This is a genomic window from Blastococcus sp. SYSU DS0539, from assembly GCF_054050855.1.
The window spans coordinates 439,674-463,332 of sequence record NZ_JBJHAF010000001.1; the positions used below are offsets into that span (position 1 = coordinate 439,674).

Annotated in this window: 20 protein-coding genes; 8 read left to right on the plus strand and 12 right to left on the minus strand. The window is 73.7% G+C overall.

Features of this window, described 5'->3' with window-relative positions; all coding sequences use genetic code 11:
- Nucleotides 1-111: 111 nt before the first annotated feature.
- Both ACI790_RS02010 and ACI790_RS02015 read right to left on the minus strand, forming a co-directional pair.
- Complete coding sequence (locus ACI790_RS02010) at nt 112-1,326, minus strand: HRDC domain-containing protein (protein WP_456568105.1); 1,215 nt, start codon at nt 1,324-1,326, stop codon at nt 112-114.
- Between the two features lie 173 nt (nt 1,327-1,499).
- Complete coding sequence (locus ACI790_RS02015) at nt 1,500-2,132, minus strand: DUF3000 domain-containing protein (protein ID WP_456568106.1); 633 nt, start codon at nt 2,130-2,132, stop codon at nt 1,500-1,502.
- Between the two features lie 104 nt (nt 2,133-2,236).
- Between ACI790_RS02015 and hemE the strand changes: the two genes are divergently transcribed.
- From hemE to hemQ, 3 genes are all read left to right on the plus strand, one after another.
- Nucleotides 2,237-3,316, plus strand: coding sequence for a uroporphyrinogen decarboxylase (gene hemE, locus ACI790_RS02020; protein ID WP_456568107.1), 1,080 nt, complete (start codon nt 2,237-2,239; stop codon nt 3,314-3,316).
- Entirely contained in the window at nt 3,313-4,692 is a 1,380-nt protein-coding gene (hemG, locus tag ACI790_RS02025; RefSeq protein WP_456568108.1) for a protoporphyrinogen oxidase, read from the plus strand. Before hemE ends, hemG begins: the two co-directional genes overlap by 4 nt.
- A gap of 385 nt (nt 4,693-5,077) precedes the next feature.
- Nucleotides 5,078-5,797, plus strand: coding sequence for a hydrogen peroxide-dependent heme synthase (gene hemQ, locus ACI790_RS02030; RefSeq protein ID WP_456568109.1), 720 nt, complete (start codon nt 5,078-5,080; stop codon nt 5,795-5,797).
- 91 nt (nt 5,798-5,888) lie between these two features.
- Here the strand turns inward: hemQ and msrB are convergent, their stop codons facing one another.
- Nucleotides 5,889-6,308: a peptide-methionine (R)-S-oxide reductase MsrB gene (gene msrB / locus ACI790_RS02035; protein WP_456568110.1), complete on the minus strand. Its 420-nt coding sequence runs from the start codon at nt 6,306-6,308 to the stop codon at nt 5,889-5,891.
- A gap of 99 nt (nt 6,309-6,407) precedes the next feature.
- Here msrB and ACI790_RS02040 point away from each other — a divergent pair, with 99 nt between their 5' ends.
- Complete coding sequence (locus tag ACI790_RS02040; protein ID WP_456568111.1) at nt 6,408-6,884, plus strand: hypothetical protein; 477 nt, start codon at nt 6,408-6,410, stop codon at nt 6,882-6,884.
- A 90-nt stretch (nt 6,885-6,974) separates the two neighbouring features.
- On the opposite strand, the gene ACI790_RS02045 is transcribed toward ACI790_RS02040, so the two are convergent.
- A complete protein-coding gene (locus ACI790_RS02045) occupies nt 6,975-7,178 on the minus strand; it encodes a cold-shock protein (RefSeq protein ID WP_014377016.1) in 204 nt (67 codons plus the stop codon).
- Nucleotides 7,179-7,336: 158 nt separating this feature from the next.
- Complete coding sequence (locus ACI790_RS02050; RefSeq protein ID WP_456568112.1) at nt 7,337-7,741, minus strand: hypothetical protein; 405 nt, start codon at nt 7,739-7,741, stop codon at nt 7,337-7,339.
- Nucleotides 7,742-8,008: 267 nt separating this feature from the next.
- Here ACI790_RS02050 and ACI790_RS02055 point away from each other — a divergent pair, with 267 nt between their 5' ends.
- Nucleotides 8,009-8,257: a hypothetical protein gene (locus ACI790_RS02055; RefSeq protein ID WP_456568113.1), complete on the plus strand. Its 249-nt coding sequence runs from the start codon at nt 8,009-8,011 to the stop codon at nt 8,255-8,257.
- Between the two features lie 7 nt (nt 8,258-8,264).
- On the opposite strand, the gene ACI790_RS02060 is transcribed toward ACI790_RS02055, so the two are convergent.
- The 3 genes from ACI790_RS02060 to ACI790_RS02070 all read right to left on the minus strand — a co-directional run bounded on the left by ACI790_RS02060 (nt 8,265) and on the right by ACI790_RS02070 (nt 12,082).
- A complete protein-coding gene (locus ACI790_RS02060; RefSeq protein ID WP_456568114.1) occupies nt 8,265-9,329 on the minus strand; it encodes a DNA polymerase domain-containing protein in 1,065 nt (354 codons plus the stop codon).
- Nucleotides 9,330-9,363: 34 nt separating this feature from the next.
- Complete coding sequence (locus ACI790_RS02065) at nt 9,364-10,923, minus strand: alpha/beta hydrolase (RefSeq protein ID WP_456568115.1); 1,560 nt, start codon at nt 10,921-10,923, stop codon at nt 9,364-9,366.
- Nucleotides 10,924-10,996: 73 nt separating this feature from the next.
- The gene (locus ACI790_RS02070; RefSeq protein WP_456568116.1) at nt 10,997-12,082 is read right to left on the minus strand and encodes an ATP-dependent DNA ligase; all 1,086 of its coding nucleotides are present in this window, start codon (nt 12,080-12,082) and stop codon (nt 10,997-10,999) included.
- A gap of 41 nt (nt 12,083-12,123) precedes the next feature.
- Here ACI790_RS02070 and ACI790_RS02075 point away from each other — a divergent pair, with 41 nt between their 5' ends.
- A complete protein-coding gene (locus tag ACI790_RS02075; RefSeq protein ID WP_456568117.1) occupies nt 12,124-12,738 on the plus strand; it encodes a maltokinase N-terminal cap-like domain-containing protein in 615 nt (204 codons plus the stop codon).
- Here ACI790_RS02075 and ACI790_RS02080 read toward each other — a convergent pair.
- Nucleotides 12,723-13,448, minus strand: coding sequence for a dihydrofolate reductase family protein (locus tag ACI790_RS02080; protein WP_456568118.1), 726 nt, complete (start codon nt 13,446-13,448; stop codon nt 12,723-12,725). The genes ACI790_RS02075 and ACI790_RS02080 overlap by 16 nt on opposite strands.
- Complete coding sequence (gene treZ, locus ACI790_RS02085) at nt 13,448-15,202, minus strand: malto-oligosyltrehalose trehalohydrolase (protein WP_456568119.1); 1,755 nt, start codon at nt 15,200-15,202, stop codon at nt 13,448-13,450. The genes ACI790_RS02080 and treZ overlap by 1 nt, the downstream gene beginning before the upstream one ends.
- A gap of 276 nt (nt 15,203-15,478) precedes the next feature.
- On the opposite strand from treZ, the gene ACI790_RS02090 reads away from it, so the two are divergent.
- Nucleotides 15,479-16,438: an ATP-grasp fold amidoligase family protein gene (locus ACI790_RS02090; RefSeq protein WP_456568120.1), complete on the plus strand. Its 960-nt coding sequence runs from the start codon at nt 15,479-15,481 to the stop codon at nt 16,436-16,438.
- Between the two features lie 36 nt (nt 16,439-16,474).
- On the opposite strand, the gene treY is transcribed toward ACI790_RS02090, so the two are convergent.
- Both treY and glgX read right to left on the minus strand, forming a co-directional pair.
- Nucleotides 16,475-18,838 carry a malto-oligosyltrehalose synthase gene (gene treY / locus ACI790_RS02095; RefSeq protein WP_456568121.1) on the minus strand — a complete coding sequence of 788 codons (2,364 nt, stop codon included), beginning with the start codon at nt 18,836-18,838 and terminating at the stop codon, nt 16,475-16,477.
- A complete protein-coding gene (gene glgX, locus ACI790_RS02100) occupies nt 18,835-20,946 on the minus strand; it encodes a glycogen debranching protein GlgX (protein ID WP_456568122.1) in 2,112 nt (703 codons plus the stop codon). Before glgX ends, treY begins: the two co-directional genes overlap by 4 nt.
- A gap of 511 nt (nt 20,947-21,457) precedes the next feature.
- Between glgX and uvrB the strand changes: the two genes are divergently transcribed.
- Nucleotides 21,458-23,575 carry an excinuclease ABC subunit UvrB gene (gene uvrB / locus ACI790_RS02105; protein WP_456568123.1) on the plus strand — a complete coding sequence of 706 codons (2,118 nt, stop codon included), beginning with the start codon at nt 21,458-21,460 and terminating at the stop codon, nt 23,573-23,575.
- The last annotated feature ends 84 nt before the right edge of the window (nt 23,576-23,659 follow it).

The following is a 23,659-nucleotide window of genomic DNA, read 5'->3' on the forward strand; positions in this document are numbered from 1 at the left end:
GCTCCGCGCGGGGGACGCCGGCGTTCGTCGTCCCGTTCTCCGGGGGTGCAACCCGTGCTGGGGGAGTCCTGCAGGAACCCCGGAGCGGGAGGAGGAGCCCTGGAGCGGGCGTCAGGCGCGGGTGATGGCGTCGGTGAGCACCTCGAGGGTGAGCTCCACCTGCCAGGCCCGGGCGCCGCCGGAGCGCAGCGCCTCGGCCACCGTCGCGGGTTCCCGGGGCTCCGGCGGGCTCCACATGAGCCGCCGCACCAGGTCGGGGGAGAGGATGTTCTCCACCGGCACCGCGTGCTTCTCCGACAGCTCGGCCAGCCCCGCCCGGGCCGCCTGCAGGCGGGTGGCGGCAGCGGGGTCGCGGTCGGCCCACCGGTTCACCGGCGGCGGCCCGTCGCCGGGCTTGCTGTGCAGGGGCAGCTCGTTCTCCGGCAGCGCCTTGCCGCGGGCCAGCGCGGTGTACCAGTGCGCGACCAGGCGGCGGTTGGCCCGGCCGCGGAAGACCGGCAGCTCGAGCAGCGCGCCCTCGTTCCGGGGGTCGGCCTGCACCGCGGCGACCATCGCCGAGTCGGGCAGGACCCGGCCGGGGGCGACGTCGCGGCGGCGGGCGAGCTCGTCGCGGGCCTCCCAGATGGCCCGCAGCATCCCGAGCTGGCGGCGGCTGCGCAGCCCGTGCACCCCGGAGGTGCGCCGCCACGGTTCCTGCTTCGGAGCCGGCGGACCGGCGGCGAGGATCGCCTCGAACTCCTGGCGGGCCCACTCGGTCTTGCCCTGCTCCTCGAGGATCGCGGCCAGGGCGTCGCGCAGGTCCACGAGCACCTCGACGTCCAGCGCGGCGTAGACCAGCCACTCCTCGGGCAGCGGGCGGGTGCTCCAGTCGGCGGCCGAGTGCCCCTTCTGCAGCGAGAAGCCGAGCAACGACTCGACGACGGCGCCGAGGCCCACGCGGGGCAGCCCGGCCAGCCGGGCAGCCAGCTCGGTGTCGAACACGCGGGCCGGCGCGAGACCGATCTCGGCGAGGCAGGGGAGGTCCTGGTTGGCGGCGTGCAGCACCCACTCGGCGTCGGCGATGGCGTCCTGGATCACCGACAGGTCCGGCAGCGGGACCGGGTCGAGCAGACCGGTGCCGGAGCCGTTGCGGCGCAGCTGCACCAGGTAGGCGCGCTGGCCGTACCGGTAGCCGGAGGCGCGTTCGGCGTCGACGGCGACCGGCCCGGTGCCGCCGCGGAGCGCGTCGGCGTACTCGACCAGCTGGGTGGAGGTCTCGATGACCGGCGGGAGCCCGTCGCGGGGGGCGAGGAGCGGGGTGGGCTCGGGAGCCGCGGCCGTCGCCACGGCCTCCGGTGCCTCGGGAGTGGGCTCGGTGCTCAGTTGCCGTCCACCTTCTTGCCGGTCCTCGTCGGTCGGTCCTCCGGCGCCCGGCCGGGGCCAACCGCGGGCCGACCGCGCCGATCCTGGGGAGGAGCACCGGCTCAGGCGGGCTCGGGGCCCGCTGTGCCGCACCGATGTTAGAGAGTCTTGCTACCGACCCGGTCGGAGGGACCCAGCAGCCGCACGCCCGGCGGGGGGAGACCCGCCGCGTTGCCCAGCACCTCCAGCCACGCCAGCAGGTGCCGGTCGAGGTCGGTGCCCTCGGCCGTCCAGGAGGCGCGGATCTCGACGTCGACGGAGTGCTCGGGCCCGGCCAGCTCGCCGAACCGGGTGGAGGCGGTGCGGGTGACCGTGCCGCCGACGGTGTGGTGCGCCGCCCCGGCCTCGCGCAGCGCGTCGGTGAGCCAGCTCCAGGCGACCTCGGAGAACATCGCGTCGTCGACCAGTTCCTCGTCGGTCTCCGCCGAGAGGTAGCCGACGCAGCGGATGGTGCCGTGCCAGGCCTCGTGGCCCTCCGGGTCGTGCAGGACGATGAATCGCGCGCTGGCGATCTCGACGTCGTCCTCGTCCTGGCCGTCCGGGTCCGGCACCCGCGCGCCGATGGCGTGCGCGAAGGGGGCCAGCCGCTGCGGCGCCGGGATGGAGCCCAGCTCGATCTCCGGGCGGGCACGCACCCCGGCCAGCGACTCGAGGGCGGCGCGGAAGGGGGCAGGGACGGCGACGGCGTCCCTGCTCTCGGTCCCGGCGTCGGCCAGGTCGCGCGGCTCCACGTCCGCAGAGTAGGCCGGTAACCAGCACGGGCGTGCCGACGCGCCGCAGGTCCGCGGGACGGGGCGGACCGGCGCGCGCCGGGCGTCTGGGAGGATCGACGCTCGTGAGTCCCGCTCCCGTGTCGGCGTCCCCGGCCGATTCCGACCTCGTCCGCGCCGCACGTGGCCTCCCGGTGAGCCGCACCCCGGTCTGGTTCATGCGCCAGGCCGGGCGATCGCTGCCGGAGTACCGGGCCCTGCGCGCCGGCACGGCGATGCTGGCGGCCTGCCAGGACCCGGACCTGGTCACCGAGATCACCCTGCAGCCGGTCCGCCGGCACCAGGTCGACGCCGCGATCCTGTTCTCCGACATCGTGCTGCCGCTGGTGGTGGCCGGGGTGGACATCGAGATCAAGCCGGGCATCGGCCCGGTGGTCGCGAACCCGGTGCGCACGGTCGCCGACGTCGACGCCCTGCCCGACCTGGCGCCCGAGCAGCTCGGCTTCCTGGAGACGGCGGTGCGCTCGCTGGTGGCCGAGCTGGGGCCGACGCCGCTCATCGGGTTCGCCGGTGCGCCGTTCACCCTGGCGACCTACCTGATCGAGGGCGGCCCCTCCAAGGAGCACGCCCGCACCAAGGCCTTCATGTACGCCGAGCCGGAGGCGTGGTCGCGGCTGCTGCAGCGGCTGTCCCTGTCGGCGGCGACCTTCCTGCGGGCCCAGGTCGACGCCGGCGCCTCGGCGGTGCAGCTGTTCGACTCCTGGGCCGGTGTGCTCTCGGCCGCCGACTACGCCGAGCGGGTGCTGCCGCACTCGCGGGCGGTCTTCGACGGGCTGGGGGAGCGCGACGTCCCCCGGATCCACTTCGGGGTGGGCACCGGCGAGCTGCTGCCGCTCATCGGGGACGCCGGCGCCGACGTCGTCGGCGTCGACTGGCGGTTGCCCCTGGACGAGGCCGCCCGGCGGGTGGGCCCCGGGCGCTCGCTGCAGGGCAACCTCGACCCCGCGGTGCTGCTGGCCGACCGCGACACCGTCGAGCGGGAGGTGCGCCGGGTCGTCCGCCAGGCCGAGGCCGCGCGCGGGCACATCTTCAACCTGGGCCACGGCGTGCTGCCCGACACCGACCCCGACGTGCTCACCCGGGTGGCCGCGCTGGTGCACGAGCTGACGGCAGCTCCGTCCCACCCCACCACCCCGGGCGAATGACCTCGCCCCGCCGGCTGGTCGTCGTCGGCGCCGGCATCACCGGCCTGGCCGCCGCCTTCGAGTGGCGCCGGCGCCGGCCCGACGACGAGATCGTCGTCCTGGAGGCCGGTGACCGGATCGGCGGCAAGCTCGACCGGGTCCAGCTGGCCGGCACCTGGTACGACACCGGACCCGAGGCGCTGCTCGCCCGGGTGCCCGAGGCCGTGGGCCTGGTGGAGGCGCTCGGGTGGGGCGACCGCCTCGTGGCGCCGGCGACCACGCAGGCCTCCGTGGTGCTGCCCGACGGCCGGTTCCCGCTACCGGCTGGCACCGTCCTCGGCGTCCCCACCTTGGCCGACGGCCTGGACGGCGTCCTGACCCCGGCCGGCGTGGCCCGGGTGCGCGCCGAGGCCGAGCTGCCGCCGCTGTCCCTGCCCGACGGCGACGTCGCCGTCGGTGGGCTGCTGCGCGAGCGGCTCGGCGACGAGGTCGTCGACCGGCTGGTCGAACCGCTGCTCGGGGGCGTCTACGCGGGTCGGGCCGACGAGCTCTCCCTCGCCGCCACCATGCCGGCCCTCGCCGCCCACCTCCGCGGTGCCCGCTCGGTGCTCGAGGCGGCCACGGCAGCCCGCGACGCCGGTGCCCGCAGCCGGTTCGACGCCGACGGGCCGGTGTTCGTGACCGTCGACGTCGGGATCGGTGCGCTGCCGGCGGCCCTGGTCGAGGCGGCCCGCGCCGAGGTGCGGCTGCGCACCCCCGCGCACGGGCTGCGCCGGACCGCTGCGGGCTTCGAGGTCTCGGTCGGCCCGGTGGCCGCTCCCGAGGTGCTGACCGCCGACGCGGTGATCGTCACCGCCCCGGCGCCCAAGGCGGCGCGGCTGCTCGGCGACGTCGTCCCCGGTGCCGTCGAACCGCTCTCGGGCATCCCGTACGCGTCCATGGCCGTCGTCGCGATGGCCTTCCCGGCGCAGGACGTCCCCGCGGGGTCCGGCCTGCTGGTGCCACCGGTGACCGGGCGGCTGGTCAAGGGCGTCACCGTCTCCTCGGCGAAGTGGCCGCACCTGGCCGGCGGGGAGGCGCTGCTGGCCCGGTCGTCGGTGGGGCGCTTCCGCGACGAGTCGCAGCTGCAGCGGCCCGACCACGGGCTGGCCGCCGACGTGGTCGCCGACGTCGCCGAGCTGCTGGGCCTCGCGCGCCCGGAGCCGCTGGACACCCGGGTGGTGCGCTGGGGCGGCGGCCTGCCGCAGTACCTGGTCGGCCATCCCGACCGCGTGGCGGCGATCCGCTCGGCGGTCGGCGGGGTCCCCGGACTGGCCGTGGCCGGCGCCGCCTACGAGGGGGTCGGCGTCCCCGCCTGCATCCGGGACGCCTACCGGGCGGTCGACGCGCTCGCCTGACCGCAGCCCGGGCCGGCCCGGGGGCCGGGAGCCTCGCGCCGGCTGCGTCCCGCCGAGACGGGCGACACGGTCGGACCGGGGCATGGGCGGCCGGTCGCCGCCGTTGGAGAGGGTGTGACATCGGTGCACCACTCGACACGGAAGATCCCCGTCCGGACGGCCCCGCCGGCCCGCTGCCTCCGCCACCACGTGTGGATGGCCGTGTGCGGTGACTGCCGGGCGGCGCACGGCGACCGCCTGCGCGGTCGCGCGACGACGGCGGACTGAGGCTCCGCGGGGTCCCGCCGGCGCCCACCCGGGCAGGCCGCTCAAGGCCCGACGTCGTTCCCGCCCCGGCGCCGCGCCCCACGGGAGAGCGGTCCCGCGGCCGGGGGACAATGGCGGCATGAGCGAGCAGCAGGTGGACGAACGCAGCATCGGCAAGCGCGCGAACGAGTTGAACGCCAGCATCCGCTACACGATGTGGTCGGTGTTCAAGCTGGCTCGGCCGTTCGGTGACGAGCAGCGCGCCGCCGCGGCCGACGAGGCCGCCGCGCTGGTCGAGGAGCTCGCCGGCAAGGACGTCGTCGTCCGGGGCACCTACGACGTCAGCGGGCTGCGGGCCGACGCCGACCTCATGGTCTGGTGGCACTCCTCGTCCGCCGAGGCGCTGCAGGACGCCTACACCCGGTTCCGCCGGACCTCGCTGGGCCGGCGCCTGGAGCCGGTGTGGTCGCAGATGGCGCTGCACCGGCCGGCGGAGTTCAACCGCAGCCACATCCCGGCGTTCCTCGCCGACGAGGAGCCGCGCCGGTTCGTCTGCGTCTACCCGTTCGTGCGGTCCTACGAGTGGTACCTGCTGCCCGACGAGGAGCGGCGGGACATGCTCAAGGAGCACGGCATGCAGGCCCGGCCGTATCCCGACGTGCGGGCCAACACCGTCGCCTCGTTCGGCCTGGGCGACTACGAGTGGATGCTCGCCTTCGAGGCCGACGAGCTGCACCGCATCGTCGACCTGATGCGCGACCTGCGCGCCAGCCGCGCCCGCCGGCACGTGCGCGAGGAGATCCCGTTCTACACCGGCACCCGCAAGCCGGTCGCCGAGCTGGTCAACGACCTGCCGTAAAGACGCCTCTGGGGGTGTTCCTCGCGCTCACGGGGTCCTGCAGGACCCGGAGAGCACGAGAAGCACCCCCAGAGCGGCGTCTCGTCCCGGCCTACTGCTCGGCGGGCTGCAGCCGGATCGAGACGCTGTTGATGCAGTAGCGGTCGCCGGTGGGCGTCTGCGGGGCGTCGTCGAAGAGGTGGCCCAGGTGGCTGTGGCAGGTCCGGCACAGCACCTCGGTGCGGACCATGCCGAAGCTGCGGTCCTCGCGGAGGATCACGTTGTCCTCCGCGGAGGCCTCGTAGAACGACGGCCAGCCGCAGTGCGAGTCGAACTTGGTCTCCGAGCGGAAGAGCTCCGCGCCGCAGGCCCGACACTCGTAGACGCCGACGGTCTTGGTGTCGACGTACTCGCCGGTCCACGCGCGCTCGGTGCCGGCCTGGCGGAGCACCGCGTACTCCTCCGGGGACAGCTGCGCCCGCCACTCCTCGTCGGTCTTGCTGACCTGGGGCTTCTCGGGGGAGGTCGTCATGCCTGTACGAACTGATCGGGGCGGACGCCGATTCCCGCCCCACCCTCGCGCCGGGAGGCGAGGCGGCGCCGTCCGCGCGGGACCGGGGAGACTGGGGGAGTGACCTCCGCCCCCCGGCCGCCCGACGGCCTCCTGCCCGACACCTGGTTCGTCCGCGACCTGCCCGTGCTGCGGGCGATCGCCCGGCTGGTCGACGAGCCCAGGCACGGGGGCGCCCCCTACCTGCTCGGCTCCGTGGTGCCCGGGAGCGGGCTGCCCAAGGCGGAGGTGATCGCCGCCGCGAAGGCGCTGGCGTCGGCGGGGTACATCGAGCCGCTGACCAACCACGCGGGCGACATCGTGCGCATCACGGCGATCTCGTCGGAGGCCCGGCGGCTGGCCGGGCTCTGGCCGACCCCGCAGGGAGAGTGGGAGCGGCTGCTCGAGCAGCTGACGGCCCGGGCCGAGAAGGCGCCCACCGACGTCGAGCGGCAGCGCTGGCGGGCCTTCGCCGACGCGGCTGCCGCGGTCGGCGAGCACGACGGCGCCCTGCTCATGTCGGCGCTGATCGGCGGGTACGTGCCGCGCACCCGCTGACCGCGTGCCGGAACCCGCCACGGAACGCCGCACGAACGACAGCGCCCCCGCCCGGGAGAACCGGACGGGGGCGCTGTGCTGATCAGGTGATCAGAGCGGGGTCACGTTCGCAGCCTGCGGGCCCTTCTGGCCCTGCTCGATGTCGAACGCGATCCGCTGGCCTTCATCGAGCGAGCGGTACCCGCTGGACTGGATGGCCGAGTAGTGGACGAAGACGTCCGGTCCGCCGCCGTCGGGGGTGGCAAAGCCGAACCCCTTCTCCGCGTTGAACCACTTGACAGTTCCTTCGGGCATTGCTCGCTCCTAGCTGAGGTGCTGCATCGGGGTCCTGCCATAGCGCAGGGCCTTCCCGACGGCACAACCCTAGCCAAAGATCGCCGGAAGGGAACACAGGCGCCGCACAACTGTGACCTGGGACTCCCCGATCGGCGGTCCGGCGACGCCCGGAGCGCTCACAGCAGCCGGCCGGGCTCCTCGGGGAACGCCGGCGCGACGCGCCGTCCCCGCCGGCCCCAGCCGGGACCGTAGGCGCCCACCGAATAGGGGCTGCGCCCGGGCGCGGCGGCCGGCAGGGCGAGCGGCGCCGCCCGCCACGACCGGACGCCGATCGGCCGCTCGACGAGGAGCTCCGGCGGGGCGTACGGCGCCGGGGCGCGCGCCGGCGGGCCCCAGCGCCGCAGGCCCAGCCGGCCGGCGAGCAGGGCGGCCAGGCAGATCGAGACGGTGAGGAAGGCATCGGTGACCGCCGTCGCCACGTCCAGGGCGGTGAGCTGCGGCCAGCCGATCGTCTCGAGGGAGTGGCCGACCATCTCGATGATGACGTACAGCACGCCGTACGCCAGCAACCAGATCCTCACCCGTTCTCCTCCACCGCCGTCGAGAGCTGCATCGACCACCGCTACCCGCGGCTGGAGGACCGGCCGGTGCCCGGGCAGGGGCGCTCACCCGTCGGGGGGAGCGGGTGCGACCGCCCGGGCAGGCAGGCGGCGTGGACGGTCACCAGCGGCCGGTCCCGGGCGGTCTTGCGGTTTTCCTGCGCTTCTCCGCGCGGCACCCTGCGGTCCGCCCCCGACGGTGGGAGCGAGCCGGACGGATCCGGCGCACCACCGATCCAGGAGGACACCATGCCGCACCTCGTCGCCTCGTCCGCGTCCACCCGCACGCTCGCCGGGGGCTCGTCGGCCGTCGTCCTGCGCGACATCGAGGACCTGCACGACGCCGACCTGGACCAGCTGCTCGCCGACCGGCTCGCGGAGTCCGCCGACGGCCTGCGCGCCGCGGTGGCGGCTGCGCAGCTGGCGCGTCAGGTGGCGCAGCCGGCCGCGCTGCGGGCGCACGCGCTGGGCGCGTCCGCCCTCCGGCTGGTCGGCTGAGCCCGGCTCACTCCCCGCCGGCGGGCTTGCGGGCGCGGCTGGGCTGCACCCGCATCGGCTCGCCCGGCATCTTCGGGTAGTCGGGCGGATAGGGCAGGTCACCGAGGCCGTCGTCGGCGGCCTGGCGCTCGGCGAGCTCGAGCAGCGGCTCGATGCCGAAGGCGTGCTCGGCGAGGCCGGCGTGCTTGTCGCCGACCTCGGCGAACCGCGCCGGCATGGTCAGGACGTCGAAGTCGGTCGGGTGGACGTCGGGCAGCTCGTCCCAGTCCACCGGCGCGGAGACCGGGGCGTGCGGCTTCGGCCGGATCGAGTACGCCGAGGCGATCGTGCGGTCCCGGGCCATCTGGTTGTAGTCGATGAAGATCTTCTCGCCGCGCTCCTCCTTCCACCACGACATGGTCACGCGCTCGGGCAGCCGGCGTTCCAGCTCGCGGCCGAACGCGATCACCGCCCGGCGAACCTCGGGGAAGGTCCACCGCGGCTGGATCGGCACGTAGATGTGCACCCCGCGGCCGCCGGAGGTCTTCGGCCAGCCCTCCATGCCGAACTCGTGCAGCAGCTCGCGCACGTGCGGGGCCACCCACACGGCGTCGGAGAAGTCGGTGCCCGGCTGCGGGTCGAGGTCGATGCGGATCTGGTCGGGCTGCTCGACGTCGCCCTTGGAGACCGGCCACGGGTGGAAGGTGAGCGTGCCGAGGTTGGCCGCCCAGGCGACCACGGCCACCGAGTCGGGCGCGATCTCGTCCGCCGTCCGCCCGCTGGGGAAGGTGATGTGCGCGGTGGGGATCCACTCGGGCGCGTTCTTCGGCACCCGCTTCTGGTAGAACGCGTCGCCGGTGTTGTCCGTCCGGGTGGAGATGCGGGCGCCCTCGAACACCCCGCCCGGCCACCGCTCCAGCGTCGTCGGCCGGTCCTTCAGGGCGAACAGGATCCCCTCGCCGACGGCCACGAAGTACTCGACGACGTCGATCTTGCGGATGCCCCGGCCGGGGAAGTACGGCTTCTCCGGGCTGGAGACCCGCACCTCGTGCCCGTCGACGTCGAGGACGACGGCGTCCTTGCTGCTGGCCATTCAGCTGCTCCGCTCGCTCCGGGGCCGCCGAGTGTCACGCAGGACAGGTCAGCCCGTCCACCGGTACCGCCAGGTCGACGAGGTAGGCGTTGACCGCCGCGGTGACGCACTCGGTCTTCGGGTAGGCGGTGTGCCCCTGGCCCTGCCAGGTGAGCAGCACGCCGTTGTCGAGGTCCTCGGCGAGGTCGACGGCGCCGGGCAGCGGGGTCACCGGGTCCCCGAGGTTGCCGATGACCAGGATCGGGGCGCTGCCCTCGGCGTCGCGCTCGGGGATCGGCGTGCGCTCGGCCTCCCACGTCGAGCACGTGTACAGACCGGCGGCCGAGCCCGCACCGAACAGCGGGTACGCGGTGCTCCACTCGGCGACCAGCTCCCGCACCCGGGTCTCGGGCACCGTCTCCTCGGTGTCGGCGCAGTTGATCGCCAGGTTCGCGTCGAACAGGTTCGAGTAGGTGCCGTCCTCGAGCCGGCCGCTGTAGTCGTCGGCCAGGGAGAACAGCGCCCGGGCGTCCCCGTTCCGGGCGGCCGCGAGGCCCTGTGCCAGCTGCGGCCAGGACGCGGTGTCGTACAGCCCGGCCTGCACCGCCGTCAGCACGACGCCCGGGGTGGCCTGCCGGGTCTCCCCGGGCTCGCTGCTCGGGATGGGGGCGGTCTGCGCCTGCGCGAGGAGCTCCTCGAGGAAGAGCCGGGGGTCGTCACCCAGCGGGCAGCCGGCGATCAGGCCGCGGCAGTTCTCGGCGAAGGCGTCGAAGCCGGCCTCGAACCCGGCGGCGCTGGCCTCGGCGTCGGCGACCGCGTCGGTGTCCGGGTCGACCGCCGCGTCGAGGACCATGGCGCGCACCCGGTCGGGGAAGAGCTCGGCGTAGGTGGAGCCCAGCGTGGTGCCGTAGGAGTAGCCGAGGTAGTTCAGCTGCTCCTCGCCCAGGGACTGCCGGAGCTGGTCCATGTCCCGCGCGGTGTCCACGGTGTTGAAGGTGCCCAGCGCGTCGCCGTACTCCTCGGCGCAGCCGGCGGCCACCTCGTCGGAGAGAGCGAAGACGTCGTCGAGTTGCTCCGCGGTGGTGGGCCGGGGCTCCGCCGCGATCGCGCGGTCCTTGAGCTCCTTCGGGATGCACTCGACCGGGGTGGAGAGCCCCACGCCGCGGGGGTCGAAGCCGACGACGTCGAAGCGGCGCAGCACGTCCTCGGGCAGGGTGAGCGCCAGGCCGATCGCGGCGTCCGCGCCGGAGCCGCCCGGCCCGCCGGGGTTGACCATCAGCGAGCCGATGCGGTCGGTCTGCCCGGCCAGCACGGCCCGGACCAGGAACAGCGGCAGGGTGGCGCCGCCGGGCTCGTCGTAGCTGATCGGCACGTCGGTGCGGCCGCACTCGAAGGCGATGTCCCGCTCGCTGCCGGGCTGGCCCTCGATCAGCGGCTGGATCTGCGCGTCGCAGTCGCTCCACTCGATGGGCGCGACCTCGGGCTCGGCCGGCGTCGTCGTGGCGGCGGCCGGCTCCTCCGCGGTCTCGGCGAAGGAGGTGCAGCCGGTCAGTGCCAGCGGCAGGGCCAGCAGCAGGCCGGACGCGACGGCCGGGAGGCCACGGTGCAGACGCATGATCACGAGCGTAGGAGCCTCGCGCCACCGGTGCACCGGTGCGCTCCCGATCGGGCGACCCGGCGGCGCGTCGTCACCGGTCCGGTCGACCGTCGAGCACCTCGGCCAGGTCGTAGCGGACCGGCACGTCGAGCTGGTCGTACGTGCAGCTGCGGGGGTCCCGGTCGGGTCGCCAGCGGAGGAACTGGCCGGTGTGACGAAGTCGACGGCCCTCCAGCTGGTCGTACTTGATCTCCACGACGAGTTCCGGGCGCAGCGGCACCCACGAGAGGTCCTTCTTCGCGTTCCACCGGCTGACGGCGCCGGGCATGCGGTGCTCGCCGTCCTCCTGCACCTGGGCGTTGGCCCAGTCCTGCCACGGATGGCCGTCCAGCGCCTCCGCGCGGTAGGGCGCCAGCTCCTCGACCAGCTCGGCGCGGCGCTTCATCGGGAAGGAGGCGGCGACGCCGATGTGCTGCAGGTCGCCGGCGTCGTCGTAGAGGCCGAGGAGGAGGGAGCCGACGATCGGCCCGCTCTTGTGCCAGCGGAACCCGGCGACCACGCAGTCCGCCGTCCGGACGTGCTTGATCTTGGCCATCAGCCGCTGGTCCGGCCCGTAGGGCAGCTCGCCGTTCTTGGCGACGACGCCGTCCAGGCCGGCGCCCTCGAAGGTCTCGAACCAGCGCTGGGCGGTGCCGGCGTCGCGGCTGATCGCGGTGACGTGCACCGGCGGGCGGACGCCGGACAGGACGGCGCGCAGCCGCTCCTGGCGCTCGGCGAAGGGCAGGTCGACCAGCGACTCGTCGCCGAGGGCGAGCAGGTCGAAGGCGACGAACGAGGCCGGGGTCTGCTCGGCGAGCAGGGTCACCCGCGACGCGGCCGGGTGGATGCGCTGGAGGAGCGACTCGAACTGCAGCCGCTCGTCGCGGGCGATGACGATCTCGCCGTCGACCACGCAGCGGTCGGGGAGCTGCTCCTTCACCGCGGCCACGACGTCGGGGAAGTAGCGGGTCAACGGTCGCTCGTTGCGGCTGCCGAGCTCCACCTCGTCGCCGTCGCGGAAGACGATGCAGCGGAACCCGTCCCACTTCGGCTCGTAGAACCACTCCTCGCCGGTGGGGATGGTGGTCACCGCCTTGGCCAGCATCGGCTTCACCGGCGGCGGCACGGGGAGGTCCATGCCGGGCAGTCAAGCAGTTCCCGGCGTGGCAGGGTGCCGGTATGGCGACGATCCACCGGACGACGATGGTGCCGACCAAGCTCGAGCTGATCACCGCGTGGCTGCCCCGGCAGCTGTGGTTCCGCGCCACGGGCGCGCCCCCGGCGCTGCGCCCGGCCGGCGGGTTCCGGCTCGACGACCCCGCCGGCGAGGTCGGGCTGGAGTTCATCCTCGTCACCGACGGCGCGCAGGGCGGGGAGACGACGTACTTCGTCCCGCTCAGCTACCGCGGCGCCCCGCTGGCCGGCGCCGAGCAGGGGCTGGTCGGCACCTCGGAGCACGGCGTGCTCGGGCTCCGGTGGGTCTACGACGCCGCCGCGGACCCCGTCGCGATCGCCCAGCTGCTGGCGTTCATGCGCGGGGAGGCCGAGGCGCAGCACCAGCACGACAGCGACACCCCGGACCCGTCCGTGGCCCGGCACTGGACGGCGGACGACGGCGCGCAGCCGGCGGTCGAGCTCGTCCGGCTGCCGCAGCCGGGGGACGGTGCGGCCGCACCGGGGACCGGGTCGGTCGAGGCCGGGTGGACCCGGGCGGACGGGACCACCGCCCGGGGCACCGTCGTCGTCGCGCGCCGGCCGGACCGGCCGCGGGACGGGGATCAGCCGACGTCGTAGCGGGTGAAGAGCGTGCCGTCCTCCTCGAGCACCTGGCGCAGCGTCAGCCGCACCGGCCCGGGGAGGGCGGCGTCGAGCAGCCGGGTCTCCCCGCCGACGAGGGCGGGGGAGAGGGACAGGTCGAGCTCGTCGACGACGCCCGCGGCCAGCGCCGAGCGGAGCAGCTGCGGCCCGCCCTCGCAGGTCACCTGCTCCAGCCCGCGCCCGGCCAGCGCGTCGAGGGCCGCGGGCAGGTCGACGTCGTCGTCCCCGGAGACCAGCACGTCGACCCCGGCGGCGGTCAGGGCCGCGCGGCGGGCGGGGTCGGCCGCCGCGCAGGTGACCAGGATGGTCGGGGAGACCGCGTCGGCGACCAGCCCGCTCCAGGGGTCCAGCGACGCCCGCCGCGAGACGACGGCGATCGGCGCGGTCGGGGGCCGCCCGGTGCTCGCGCGCAGCCGGCCGACCGCGGAGTCGGGCAGCACCGGCCGGTACCCCTCGGCCGCCGCGGTGCCGTGCCCGACGAGGACGACGTCGGCCAGCGCGCGCAGCACCCGGAACACCCGCCGGTCCCCCGGGGAGCCGAGCCCCGCGCTCACCCCGCCGACGGTGATGGCGCCGTCGGGCGAGGCGATGAAGTCCATCCGCAACCGGCGCCCCGGCGGGCAGCGGTAGGCCTCCAGCAGACCGGCGTCGTCCAGGTCGGCGGGCTCGGGCAGGAGACGGCGCATCAGCGGGTGCTGAGGACGGCCGCGCTCTCGGCCGGCAGGGTGACCGTCTCCCCGTCCACCGCCGGCAGCTCGGCGGTGCTGAAGAGGATGTCGGCGACCGGCCGGTCGAGGTCGATCTCCCGCGGCTCCCCGGCCAGGTTGACCACCACCCGCAGCGAGCCGCGGTGCACCACCAGCCAGCGGTCGGCGTCGTCCCAGGTGACCTGCACGGCGGTGAGATCCGGGTCGATGAGGTCGGGGTGGGCCTTCCGCAGCGCGAGCAGCGACCGGTGGACGGCCAGCAGGCGCTCGTGCGGCTCCTGCGACAGCTCCGACCAGTCCAGCTTGGAGCGGGTGAACGTCTCCGGGTCCTGCGGGTCGGGGACGACGGCGGGGTCCCAGCCGTGCTCGGCGAACTCGCCGATCCGACCCTCGGCGGTGGCCTTGCCCAGCTCGGGCTCGGGGTGGCTGGTGAAGAACTGCCAGGGCGTGGTCGCGCCCCACTCCTCGCCCATGAAGAGCATCGGCGTGAACGGGCTGGTGAGCACCAGGGTGGCGCCCACGGCGAGCCGGCCGGGGGAGAGGGAGGCCGAGATGCGGTCGCCGACGGCGCGGTTGCCGATCTGGTCGTGGTCCTGCAGGTAGGCGAGGAACTTCCAGCCGGGCAGCCGCGCGGTGTCCACCGGCCGGCCGTGCGAGCGGCGCCGGAAGCTCGACCAGGTGCCGTCGTGGAAGAAGGCGCCGGTCAGGGTCTTCGCCAGCCCCGGCAGCCCGGCGTCGGCGAAGTCGGCGTAGTAGCCCTGGCCCTCCCCGGTCAGCGTGGTGTGCAGGGCGTGGTGGAAGTCGTCGCTCCACTGGGCGGCCAGCCCGGTGCCCCCGGCCGCGCGCGGGGTGACCAGGCGCGGGTCGTTGAGGTCGCTCTCGGCGATGAGCGTCAGCGGCCGGCCGACCGCGACCGACAGGCTGTCCACCTCGACGGCCATCTGCTCGAGGATCGGCACGGCGCGCTCGTCGACGAGGGCGTGCACGGCGTCCAGCCGCAGACCGTCGACGTGCATGTCGCGCAGCCACATCAGCGCGTTGTCGAGGATGTAGCGGCGCACCTCGTCGGAGTCGGGCCCCGAGAGGTTGATCGACTCGCCCCAGGTGTTGGACCCGCCCTCGGCGAAGATCGGGAAGAACAGCGGCAGGTAGTTCCCCGACGGGCCGAGGTGGTTGTAGACGACGTCCTGGATCACGCCCAGCCCCTGCTGGTGGCAGGCGTCGACGAAGCGCTGGTAGGCCTCCGGCCCGCCGTACTCCTCCTGCACCGCGTACCAGAGCACGCCGTCGTAGCCCCAGTTGTGCGTGCCGTTGAACGCGTTGACCGGCAGCAGTTCGACGAAGTCGACGCCGAGGCGCACGAGGTGGCCCAGCCGGCCGATCGCCGCGTCGAGGGTGCCCTCGGGCGTGAAGGTGCCCACGTGCATCTCGTAGACGGAGCCGCCGGCCAGCGGCCGCCCGGTCCAGGCGCCGTCGCCCCACGCGTACGCCGACGGGTCGAACCGCCGGGACAGCCCGTGGACGCCCTCGGGCTGTCGGCGCGAGCGCGGATCCGGCCGGGGCGTGTCGTCGTCGTCCAGCAGGAACCCGTAGTCGGCGTCGGGCCGGGCCTCGATCTCGGCGCGCCACCAGCCGCCGTCGTCCGCGCGCATGTCGTGGACGGTGCCGTCGACCTGCACACGCACGCGCTCGGGCAGCGGGGCCCAGACGGCGAACTCGACGGGAGCGGGCATGCGGGGGCCTCCGATGAAGGGAGCGGTGAAGGGGCGGACGGGTCTTGCCCGCGACGCTACGGCCCAACCCTCCGATGGCGGATCGCACCGCCCGCCCGGAGGTCCTCGACGCGGTTCGGTGCCCAGCCGGCCTGACGTCCGCGCGAGGTACCTCCCTCGACGGTGGGATGGCGGGGCGTGATCTTCTCTCTAGGCTCGCCGCGGCAGTGGGACACGACCTGCACCACGGCCAGGAGATCGCCGGACCTGCCGGCGTGCCGCACAGAAGGACCGATGATGCCCCGGAGCCAGCTGAACGCGGTCCTCCGCTCGTACCTCCAGCCCGCGCACCGCCGGATCGCCGGACTGCTGCCGCCGGCTGCCCGGCGGCGGTACCTGTACCTGGCCGGGCAGCGGCGCCTGCCCCGGCTGCGGGACCCGCGGACGTTCACCGAGAAGGTCAACTGGCGCATCCTGCGGGACCGCCGGCCCGAACTGGCGTGGACGTGCGACAAGCTGGCGATGAAGGACTACGCGCACCGCCTGCGGGAGGAAGCCGGCCTGGCCGTGCCCGAGACGCTGTGGTCGGGCGACGACCTGGCTGCGGTGGCCGGTCGGGCGTTCGACCGGCCCTGGGTGCTCAAGCCCAACCACCGCAGTGGCCTCGTGCGGTTCGGCGCGGCCGGGGCCGCGGTGGAGGCGTCGACGGTGGAGGCGACGCGGGAGTGGCTGCGGGACGACCAGAGCGTGCTGCTGGGGGAGTGGGCCTACAGCGAGGCTCGTCACCTGTTCCTCGTCGAGGAGGACATCGCCGGGGGCGGCGGCCCGCCGGACGACTACAAGTTCCTGGTCTTCCACGGGAAGGTCGCGGCCATCCAGGTCGACCGGGGCAGGTTCACCAGGGACCACACGCGCAGCTACTACACCCCTGACTGGGAGGCCGTCCCCGTCCAGCTCGTCCTGCCGAGCGGGCCGCCGACCGTGGCGCCGGCGAACCTGACCGCCATGCTGCACGCGGCGGAGGTGCTCGCCCGCCCCTTCGACTTCATGCGGGTCGACCTGTACAGCACGGGTGACGTCGTGTGGTTCGGCGAGCTCACGCCGTACCCGAGCGGGGGCGTCATGCGGTACGAGCCGCGCGAGTTCGATGCGTGGCTCGGTTCGCAGTGGACCCTGCCGACGTCGTCGCGCCGCGCGTCGCCCGCGAGCGATGACGGCGCGCTCAGCGTGGCCCGGTCAGCACCGGGACCACGCTGAGCGCGCACCCGCCGTCCTGAGGACGACGATCTCTGCTCAGTCGCGGACGAGCAGGGCGACCGGCAGCCGGGTGAGCAGGGCGTCGAGCGCGACCCCGGCGACGTCGGAGACCACGCGCCCACGGGTGAACAGGTCCCGCCAGGCGCCGTTGGGCAGCTGCAGCGCGGTGTCACCCCAGCCCTCGGCGGCCAGGCGGGCCGGTAGCCGGGTCGCCACCACGACGACGCCGCCGCGGTCGTAGGCGATCACCTGCTCCGCGGCCGACCCGGTCACCGTGACGGGTTCGTACGCGGTGAACCACTCGGGGTGGTCCCGGCGGGTCCGCAGCGTGCGGGAGGTGACGAGCAGCTTGGCCGCCCCGGTCTCGTCGACGGCCGGCACCTCGCCGTCGTCGAGCGCGGCCAGCAGCTTCCGGCGCAGCGCGTAGTCGACCGGCCGGCGGTTGTCCGGGTCGACCAGGGAGAAGTCCCACAGCTCGGTGCCCTGGTAGACGTCCGGGACGCCGGGCATCGTCAGCTGCAGCAGCTTCTGGCTGAGCGAGTTCGACCAGCCCAGCGGCGCGATCCGGGTGACGAAGGCGTCGATCTCGGCGGTCGTTGCCGGGTCGTCGAACGCCGCGTCGACCAGTGCGTGCAACTGCTCCTCGAACTCCTGCACCGGGTTGGTCCAGGTGGTGGAGGTGCCGGCCTCCCGGGCGGCCTTCTCCACGTAGGCGTGCGCCCGCTCCCGCGACAGCGGCCACGCCCCCACGAGGTTCTGCCACACCAGGTGGGCCAGCGACCGGTCGGCCAGCGGGTGCCGGGCCAGCCAGCCGCGCACCAGCTGCGCCCACTCGGCCGGGATCTCGGCGAGCACCGCGAGGCGGGCGCGGACGTCCTCGCTGCGCTTGGTGTCGTGGGTGGAGAGCGTGGTCATGGCCTGCGGGTAGCGCGCCAGCCGGCGGGCCTGCGCCTCGTGGAACTCGCCCACCGTGCTGCCGAAGCGCGCCGGGTCCCCGCCCACCTCGTTGAGCGCGACGAACCGCGCCCAGCGGTAGTAGGCGCTGTCCTCGACGCCCTTGGCCATGACGGGGCCGCTGGTCTGCTCGAAGCGGGTGGCCGCCTCGGTGCCGGGCTGCGACAGCACCGGGTGCAGCGCGTCCAGGGCCGCGGCGAGGTCGGGCCGGCGCTCCCGCACCGCCGCCACCGTCGCGTCCAGGTGCTCCCGGCCGTCGGGCAGGTAGCTGCGGTAGACGGGGAACGACGCCAGCAGCTCCGCCAGCGCCTCGGTCTGCTCGGCGACCGGCACCGCGCCACCTCCCGCTCCACCGAGCTCGCCGATGACCCGGACCAGCCGGGCGACCTCCGAGCCGAGCATCCCGTCGGTGACCTCGCGCTTGCAGTCGTGAACCAGCTGCGCGTAGTCCACGGCGTGGCCGGCGAGCTCGGTGTCCAGCGCGGTGAGCGCGGGCTCGCCGGCCGGGTCGACGAGCACCTCGTCGACCTCCGCGAGCGCGTCGTAGCCGGTCGTCCCCGCCGTCGCCCAGCTGTCGGGGAGGTCCTCGCCGGGCTCGAGGATCTTCTCGACCACGGTCCAGCGGTTCTCCGACGCCTCGGCCAGCCGGTCCAGGTAGCCCTTCGGATCGGCCAGCCCGTCCGGGTGGTCGATCCGCAGCCCGTCGACGGCGCCGTCGCGCACGAACCGCAGGACCAGCTCGTGCGTCGCGTCGAAGACCGTCGGGTCCTCCACCCGCAGCCCGGCCAGGGTGTTGATGGCGAAGAACCGGCGGTAGTTCAGGTCGGAGTCGGCGCGCCGCCAGTCGACGAGCTCGTAGTGCTGCCGGGCGTGCACCTCCTGCGGGGTGGGTGGGCCGTCGGAGGAATCGCCGGTGCCGGGCGCGATCGGGAAGCGGTTGTCGTAGTAGCGCAGCTCGCCGTCGACGAGCTCGAGCTTCGCGACGTCGTCGGCCGACCCCAGCACGGGGATGCGCACCTTTCCGCCGCCGAACTCCCAGTCGATGTCGAACGCCGCCGCGTGCGCGGAGTCCTGCCCGTGCTGCAGGACGTCCCACCACCACCGCGCCGCCGACGGGTCGTCGACGCCCATGTGGTTGGGCACCAGGTCCAGCACGAGGCCCAGCCCGTGCTCGTGCAGCGCGGCGACGAACCGGTCGAACCCGGCCTGCCCACCGCGCGCTTCGTCGACGTGCGCGTGGTCGACCGTGTCGTAACCGTGCGTGCTGCCCTCCGCCGAGCGGAGCAGCGGAGAGGAGTAGGCGTGGGTGACGCCGAGGTCCGCGAGGTACCCGGCGACGTCGGCGGCGTCCTGCAGCGGGAAGCCGGCGTGCACCTGCAGCCGGTAGGTGGCGGACGGCACCTCCCGGCGACGCTCGGCACCGGGCACCTGGATCGGCTGCGTCACTGGGCGGGACCCGTCAGGACGATGAGCGAGCGGCCCTGCACGGTGACCGTCTCACCGGGCTTCACCTCGACCGGCTCGACCTCGTTCATCTCGGCGGTGTCGAGCACGGTCGTCCAGCTCCGCGAGTAGTCGTCGCTGGGCAGGGTGAACTCGATCGGCTCGGGCGAGGCGTTGAACGCCAGGTAGAAGTGGTCGTCGGAGACGTACTCGCCCCGCTCGTCCGTCTCGCGGATCCCGACGCCGTTGAGGTAGACCGCCACGGACTTGGCGTAGGCGACGTCCCAGTCCTCCTCGGTCATCTGCTCGCCGGCCGGCGTCAGCCAGTCGATGTCGGGCACCGGGTCGCCCAGCCCCCGGCGGACCGGCCGGCCGTGGAAGAAGCGGCGACGGCGGAACGTCGGGTGGTCGCAGCGCAGCTTGGTGACCTTCCTGGTGAACTCGAGCAGGCCCTCGTCGACGTTCGCCCAGTCGATCCAGGTCAGTTCGGAGTCCTGGCAGTAGCCGTTGTTGTTGCCCCCCTGCGACCGCCCCAGCTCGTCGCCGTGCAGGAGCATCGGGACGCCCTGGCTGAGCATCAGCGTGGCGATGAAGTTGCGCCGCTGCTGAGCCCGCAGCTGGCGGATCCCCGGGTCGTCGGTGGGTCCCTCCACGCCGCAGTTCCAGCTGCGGTTGTGGCTCTCGCCGTCGTTGTTCCCCTCGCCGTTGGCCTCGTTGTGCTTCTCGTTGTAGGAGACGAGGTCGTTGAGCGTGAAGCCGTCGTGCGCGGTGACGAAGTTGATGCTCGCGACCGGCCGGCGGCCGGAGTGCTGGTAGAGGTCGGAGGAACCGGAGATCCGGTCGGCGAACTCGCCGATGGTGCCGCCCTCGCCGCGCCAGAAGTCGCGGACCGTGTCGCGGTACTTGCCGTTCCACTCGGTCCACAGCGCGGGGAAGTTGCCGACCTGGTAGCCGCCCTCGCCGACGTCCCACGGTTCGGCGATCAGCTTGACCTGGCTCACCACGGGGTCCTGGTGCACCAGGTCGAAGAAGGTGGCCAGCCGGTCGACGGCGTGCAGCTCGCGGGCCAGCGCGGAGGCGAGGTCGAATCGGAAGCCGTCGACGTGCATCTCGGTGACCCAGTAGCGCAGCGAGTCCATGATCAGCTGCAGCGCCTGCGGCGTCCGGACGTTGAGGGTGTTCCCGGTGCCGGTGTAGTCCATGTAGTACTGCTCGTCGCCCTCGACGAGCTTGTAGTAGGCCCGGTTGTCGATGCCCTTGAACGACAGGGTGGGACCGAGGTGGTTGCCCTCGGCGGTGTGGTTGTAGACCACGTCGAGGATGACCTCGATGCCCGCCTCGTGCAGGGCGCGGACCATCCCCTTGAACTCCTGCACCTGCTGGCCCGCCGTGGTGTCGCTGGCGTACTCGTCGTGCGGCGCGAAGAAGCCGATCGAGTTGTAGCCCCAGTAGTTGCGCAGGCCCTTCTGCTGCAGGGTGTCGTCCTGCACGAACCGGTGCACCGGCATGAGCTCGATCGCGGTGATGCCCAGATCGGTCAGGTGCTCGATGGTCGCCGGGTGGGCGATGCCGGCGTAGGTGCCGCGCAGCTCCTCCGGGACCCGCGGGTTGGTCATCGTCAGGCCCTTCACGTGGGCCTCGTAGATGACCGTCTTGTTGTAGGGCGTCTTCGGCGGGCGGTCGACGCCCCAGTCGAAGTAGGGGTTGACGACGACGGACTTCGGCATGTGCGGCGCCGAGTCCTCGTCGTTGCGCTCCTTGGTCTCGAAGTCGTAGCCGAAGACCGAGGGATGCCACGCGACCTGGCCGTCGATCGCCTTGGCGTAGGGGTCCAGCAGCAGCTTGTTCGGGTTGCAGCGCAGACCCTGCTCGGGGTCGTAGGGCCCGTGCACCCGGTAGCCGTACTTCTGGCCCGGGTGGATCCCGGGCAGGAAGGCGTGCCACACGTACCCGTCCATCTCCGGCAGCCGGATGCGCTCCTCGTTGCCCTCGTCGTCGAACAGGCACAGCTCGACCTTCTCGGCCACCTCGCTGAAGATCGCGAAGTTGGTCCCGGTGCCGTCGTACGTGGCGCCGAGGGGGTAGGCACTTCCGGGCCACACCTGGGTCATCTGGGGAGTTCCTCCTGCGCAGGGCGCCCCGGGGCGGGGGGCGGGTGACCCGGGTGCGTGCTCGCGCGGCCGGGTCGGGACGGTCGTCGGAACCCCGTTGCCCGCCCGGGCGGCCCGCCACACCTCTGCGCGGTGTGACTCGTGCCGGGGTCCTGCCGCCCACCGGCGGCGGCCGCGCCGGCGCCGGCGTCCGGAGCCGACGACGCCCCCCGCGGCGGGCCGCAGGGGGCGTCGTGCGCAGGTCCGGCCGGGCGTGCCACCGGCCGGTCGGCGGGACCGACGCGGGCGTCGAGCTCCGGGGGCCGGGCCGGTGCGCCGGGGTCCGACCTCGCCCGGGGATCCCCGGGTGGCGCTGGTCCTCGGCGCCGACCGCTCCTGCGACTCGGCACGCTAGGGCGGTCCCGGGGAGGAGACAAGTACCCGCCCTGCCGCTCCCGCCCCGGGTGCCCCAGCGGTCGCGGAGCGACGCTCGCGACGCCTCCTGTCACACCCCCGTCGTACCGTCGACGGCGTGCGCACGACCACCGATCTCCGGCCCACCCAGGGGCGCTTCCGCGTCGTCAGCGACTTCGAGCCCTCGGGCGACCAGCCGGCGGCGATCAAGGCGCTCGCCGAGCGGGTGAACGCGGGGGAGAAGGACGTAGTCCTGCTCGGCGCCACCGGTACCGGGAAGTCGGCGACGACGGCCTGGCTGATCGAGCAGGTGCAGCGCCCGACGCTGGTGATGGCGCCGAACAAGACCCTCGCCGCGCAGCTGGCCAACGAGTTCCGGGAGCTCCTGCCCGACGCGGCGGTCGAGTACTTCGTGTCGTACTACGACTACTACCAGCCCGAGGCCTACGTCCCGCAGACGGACACCTACATCGAGAAGGACTCCTCGATCAACGAGGAGGTCGAGCGGCTGAGGCACTCGGCCACCAACAGCCTGCTCACCCGGCGCGACGTCGTGGTGGTCTCCACCGTCTCGTGCATCTACGGCCTGGGCACGCCGCAGGAGTACGTCGAGCGGGCGCTGAAGATCGGGGTGGGGGAGGAGCGCGACCGGGACGAGCTGCTGCGCACGCTGGTCACCGAGCAGTACACCCGCAACGACCTCTCCTTCACCCGCGGCACGTTCCGCGTGCGGGGCGACACGATCGAGATCTTCCCGGTCTACGAGGAGCTCGCCGTCCGGATCGAGATGTTCGGCGACGAGGTGGAGCGTCTCTACTACCTGCACCCGCTCACCGGCGAGGTCGTCCGGGAGGTCGAGGAGCTGTTCGTCTTCCCGGCCAGCCACTACGTCGCCGGCCCCGACCGCATGGAGCGGGCGATCGCCTCCATCGAGGCGGAGCTGGAGGTGCGGCTGGCGGAGCTCGACCGGCAGGGGAAGCTGCTGGAGGCGCAGCGGCTGCGCATGCGCACCACCTACGACATCGAGATGATGCGCCAGGTCGGCTTCTGCTCCGGCATCGAGAACTACTCGCGGCACATCGACGGGCGCAGCCCCGGCTCGGCCGGCGCCTGCCTCATCGACTACTTCCCGGACGACTTCCTGCTCGTCGTCGACGAGTCGCACGTGACCGTGCCGCAGATCGGCGGCATGTACGAGGGCGACATGAGCCGCAAGCGCACGCTGGTCGAGCACGGCTTCCGGCTGCCCTCGGCGATGGACAACCGCCCGCTGAAGTGGGAGGAGTTCACCGACCGGATCGGCCAGACCGTCTACCTCTCGGCGACGCCGGGTGACTACGAGCTCGGCAAGGTCCAGGGCGACGTCGTCGAGCAGGTCATCCGGCCGACCGGCCTCATCGACCCCGAGGTCGTGGTCAAGCCGACCAAGGGCCAGATCGACGACCTGGTCCACGAGATCCGCCTCCGCACGGAGAAGGACGAGCGCATCCTCGTCACCACCCTGACCAAGAAGATGGCCGAGGACCTCACCGACTACCTGCTCGAACTCGGCATCAAGGTGCGCTACCTGCACTCCGAGGTCGACACCCTGCGGCGGGTGGAGCTGCTCCGGGAGCTGCGGCAGGGCGAGTACGACGTGCTGGTCGGCATCAACTTGCTGCGCGAGGGGCTGGACCTCCCCGAGGTCTCCCTGGTCGCCATCCTCGACGCCGACAAGGAGGGCTTCCTCCGGTCCGGCAAGTCGCTGATCCAGACCATCGGCCGCGCGGCGCGCAACGTCTCCGGCCAGGTGCACATGTACGCCGACAAGATCACCCCGTCGATGGCGCAGGCCATCGAGGAGACCAGCCGGCGGCGCGAGAAGCAGATCGCCTACAACACCGAGCACGGCGTCGATCCCCAGCCGTTGCGCAAGAAGATCATCGACATCCTCGACGGCATCTACAAGGCGGCCGAGGACACCGAGTCGGCGACCGAGCTGCTGGGCGGCTCGGGGCGGCAGCAGTCGCGGGGGAAGTCCCCGGTGCCGGGCCTGTCGTCCAAGGGCAAGGCCAAGGCCGGGTCGATCGACGTGCAGGGTCTGCCCCGGGCGGAGCTGGCCGACATGATCCAGACGATGAACGAGCAGATGCTCTCCGCGGCGCGGGAGCTGCAGTTCGAGGTCGCGGCGCGGCTGCGCGACGAGCTCAACGAGCTGAAGAAGGAGCTCCGGCAGTTCGACGCCGCGCACGCCTGATCCCTCGGCCGGGGGCGCGGCGGGTCGGCGGTGGCCGCTCGCCGGCTCCCTCGCCGGCCGGCCGGATCCCGGAGCGCGACGTGG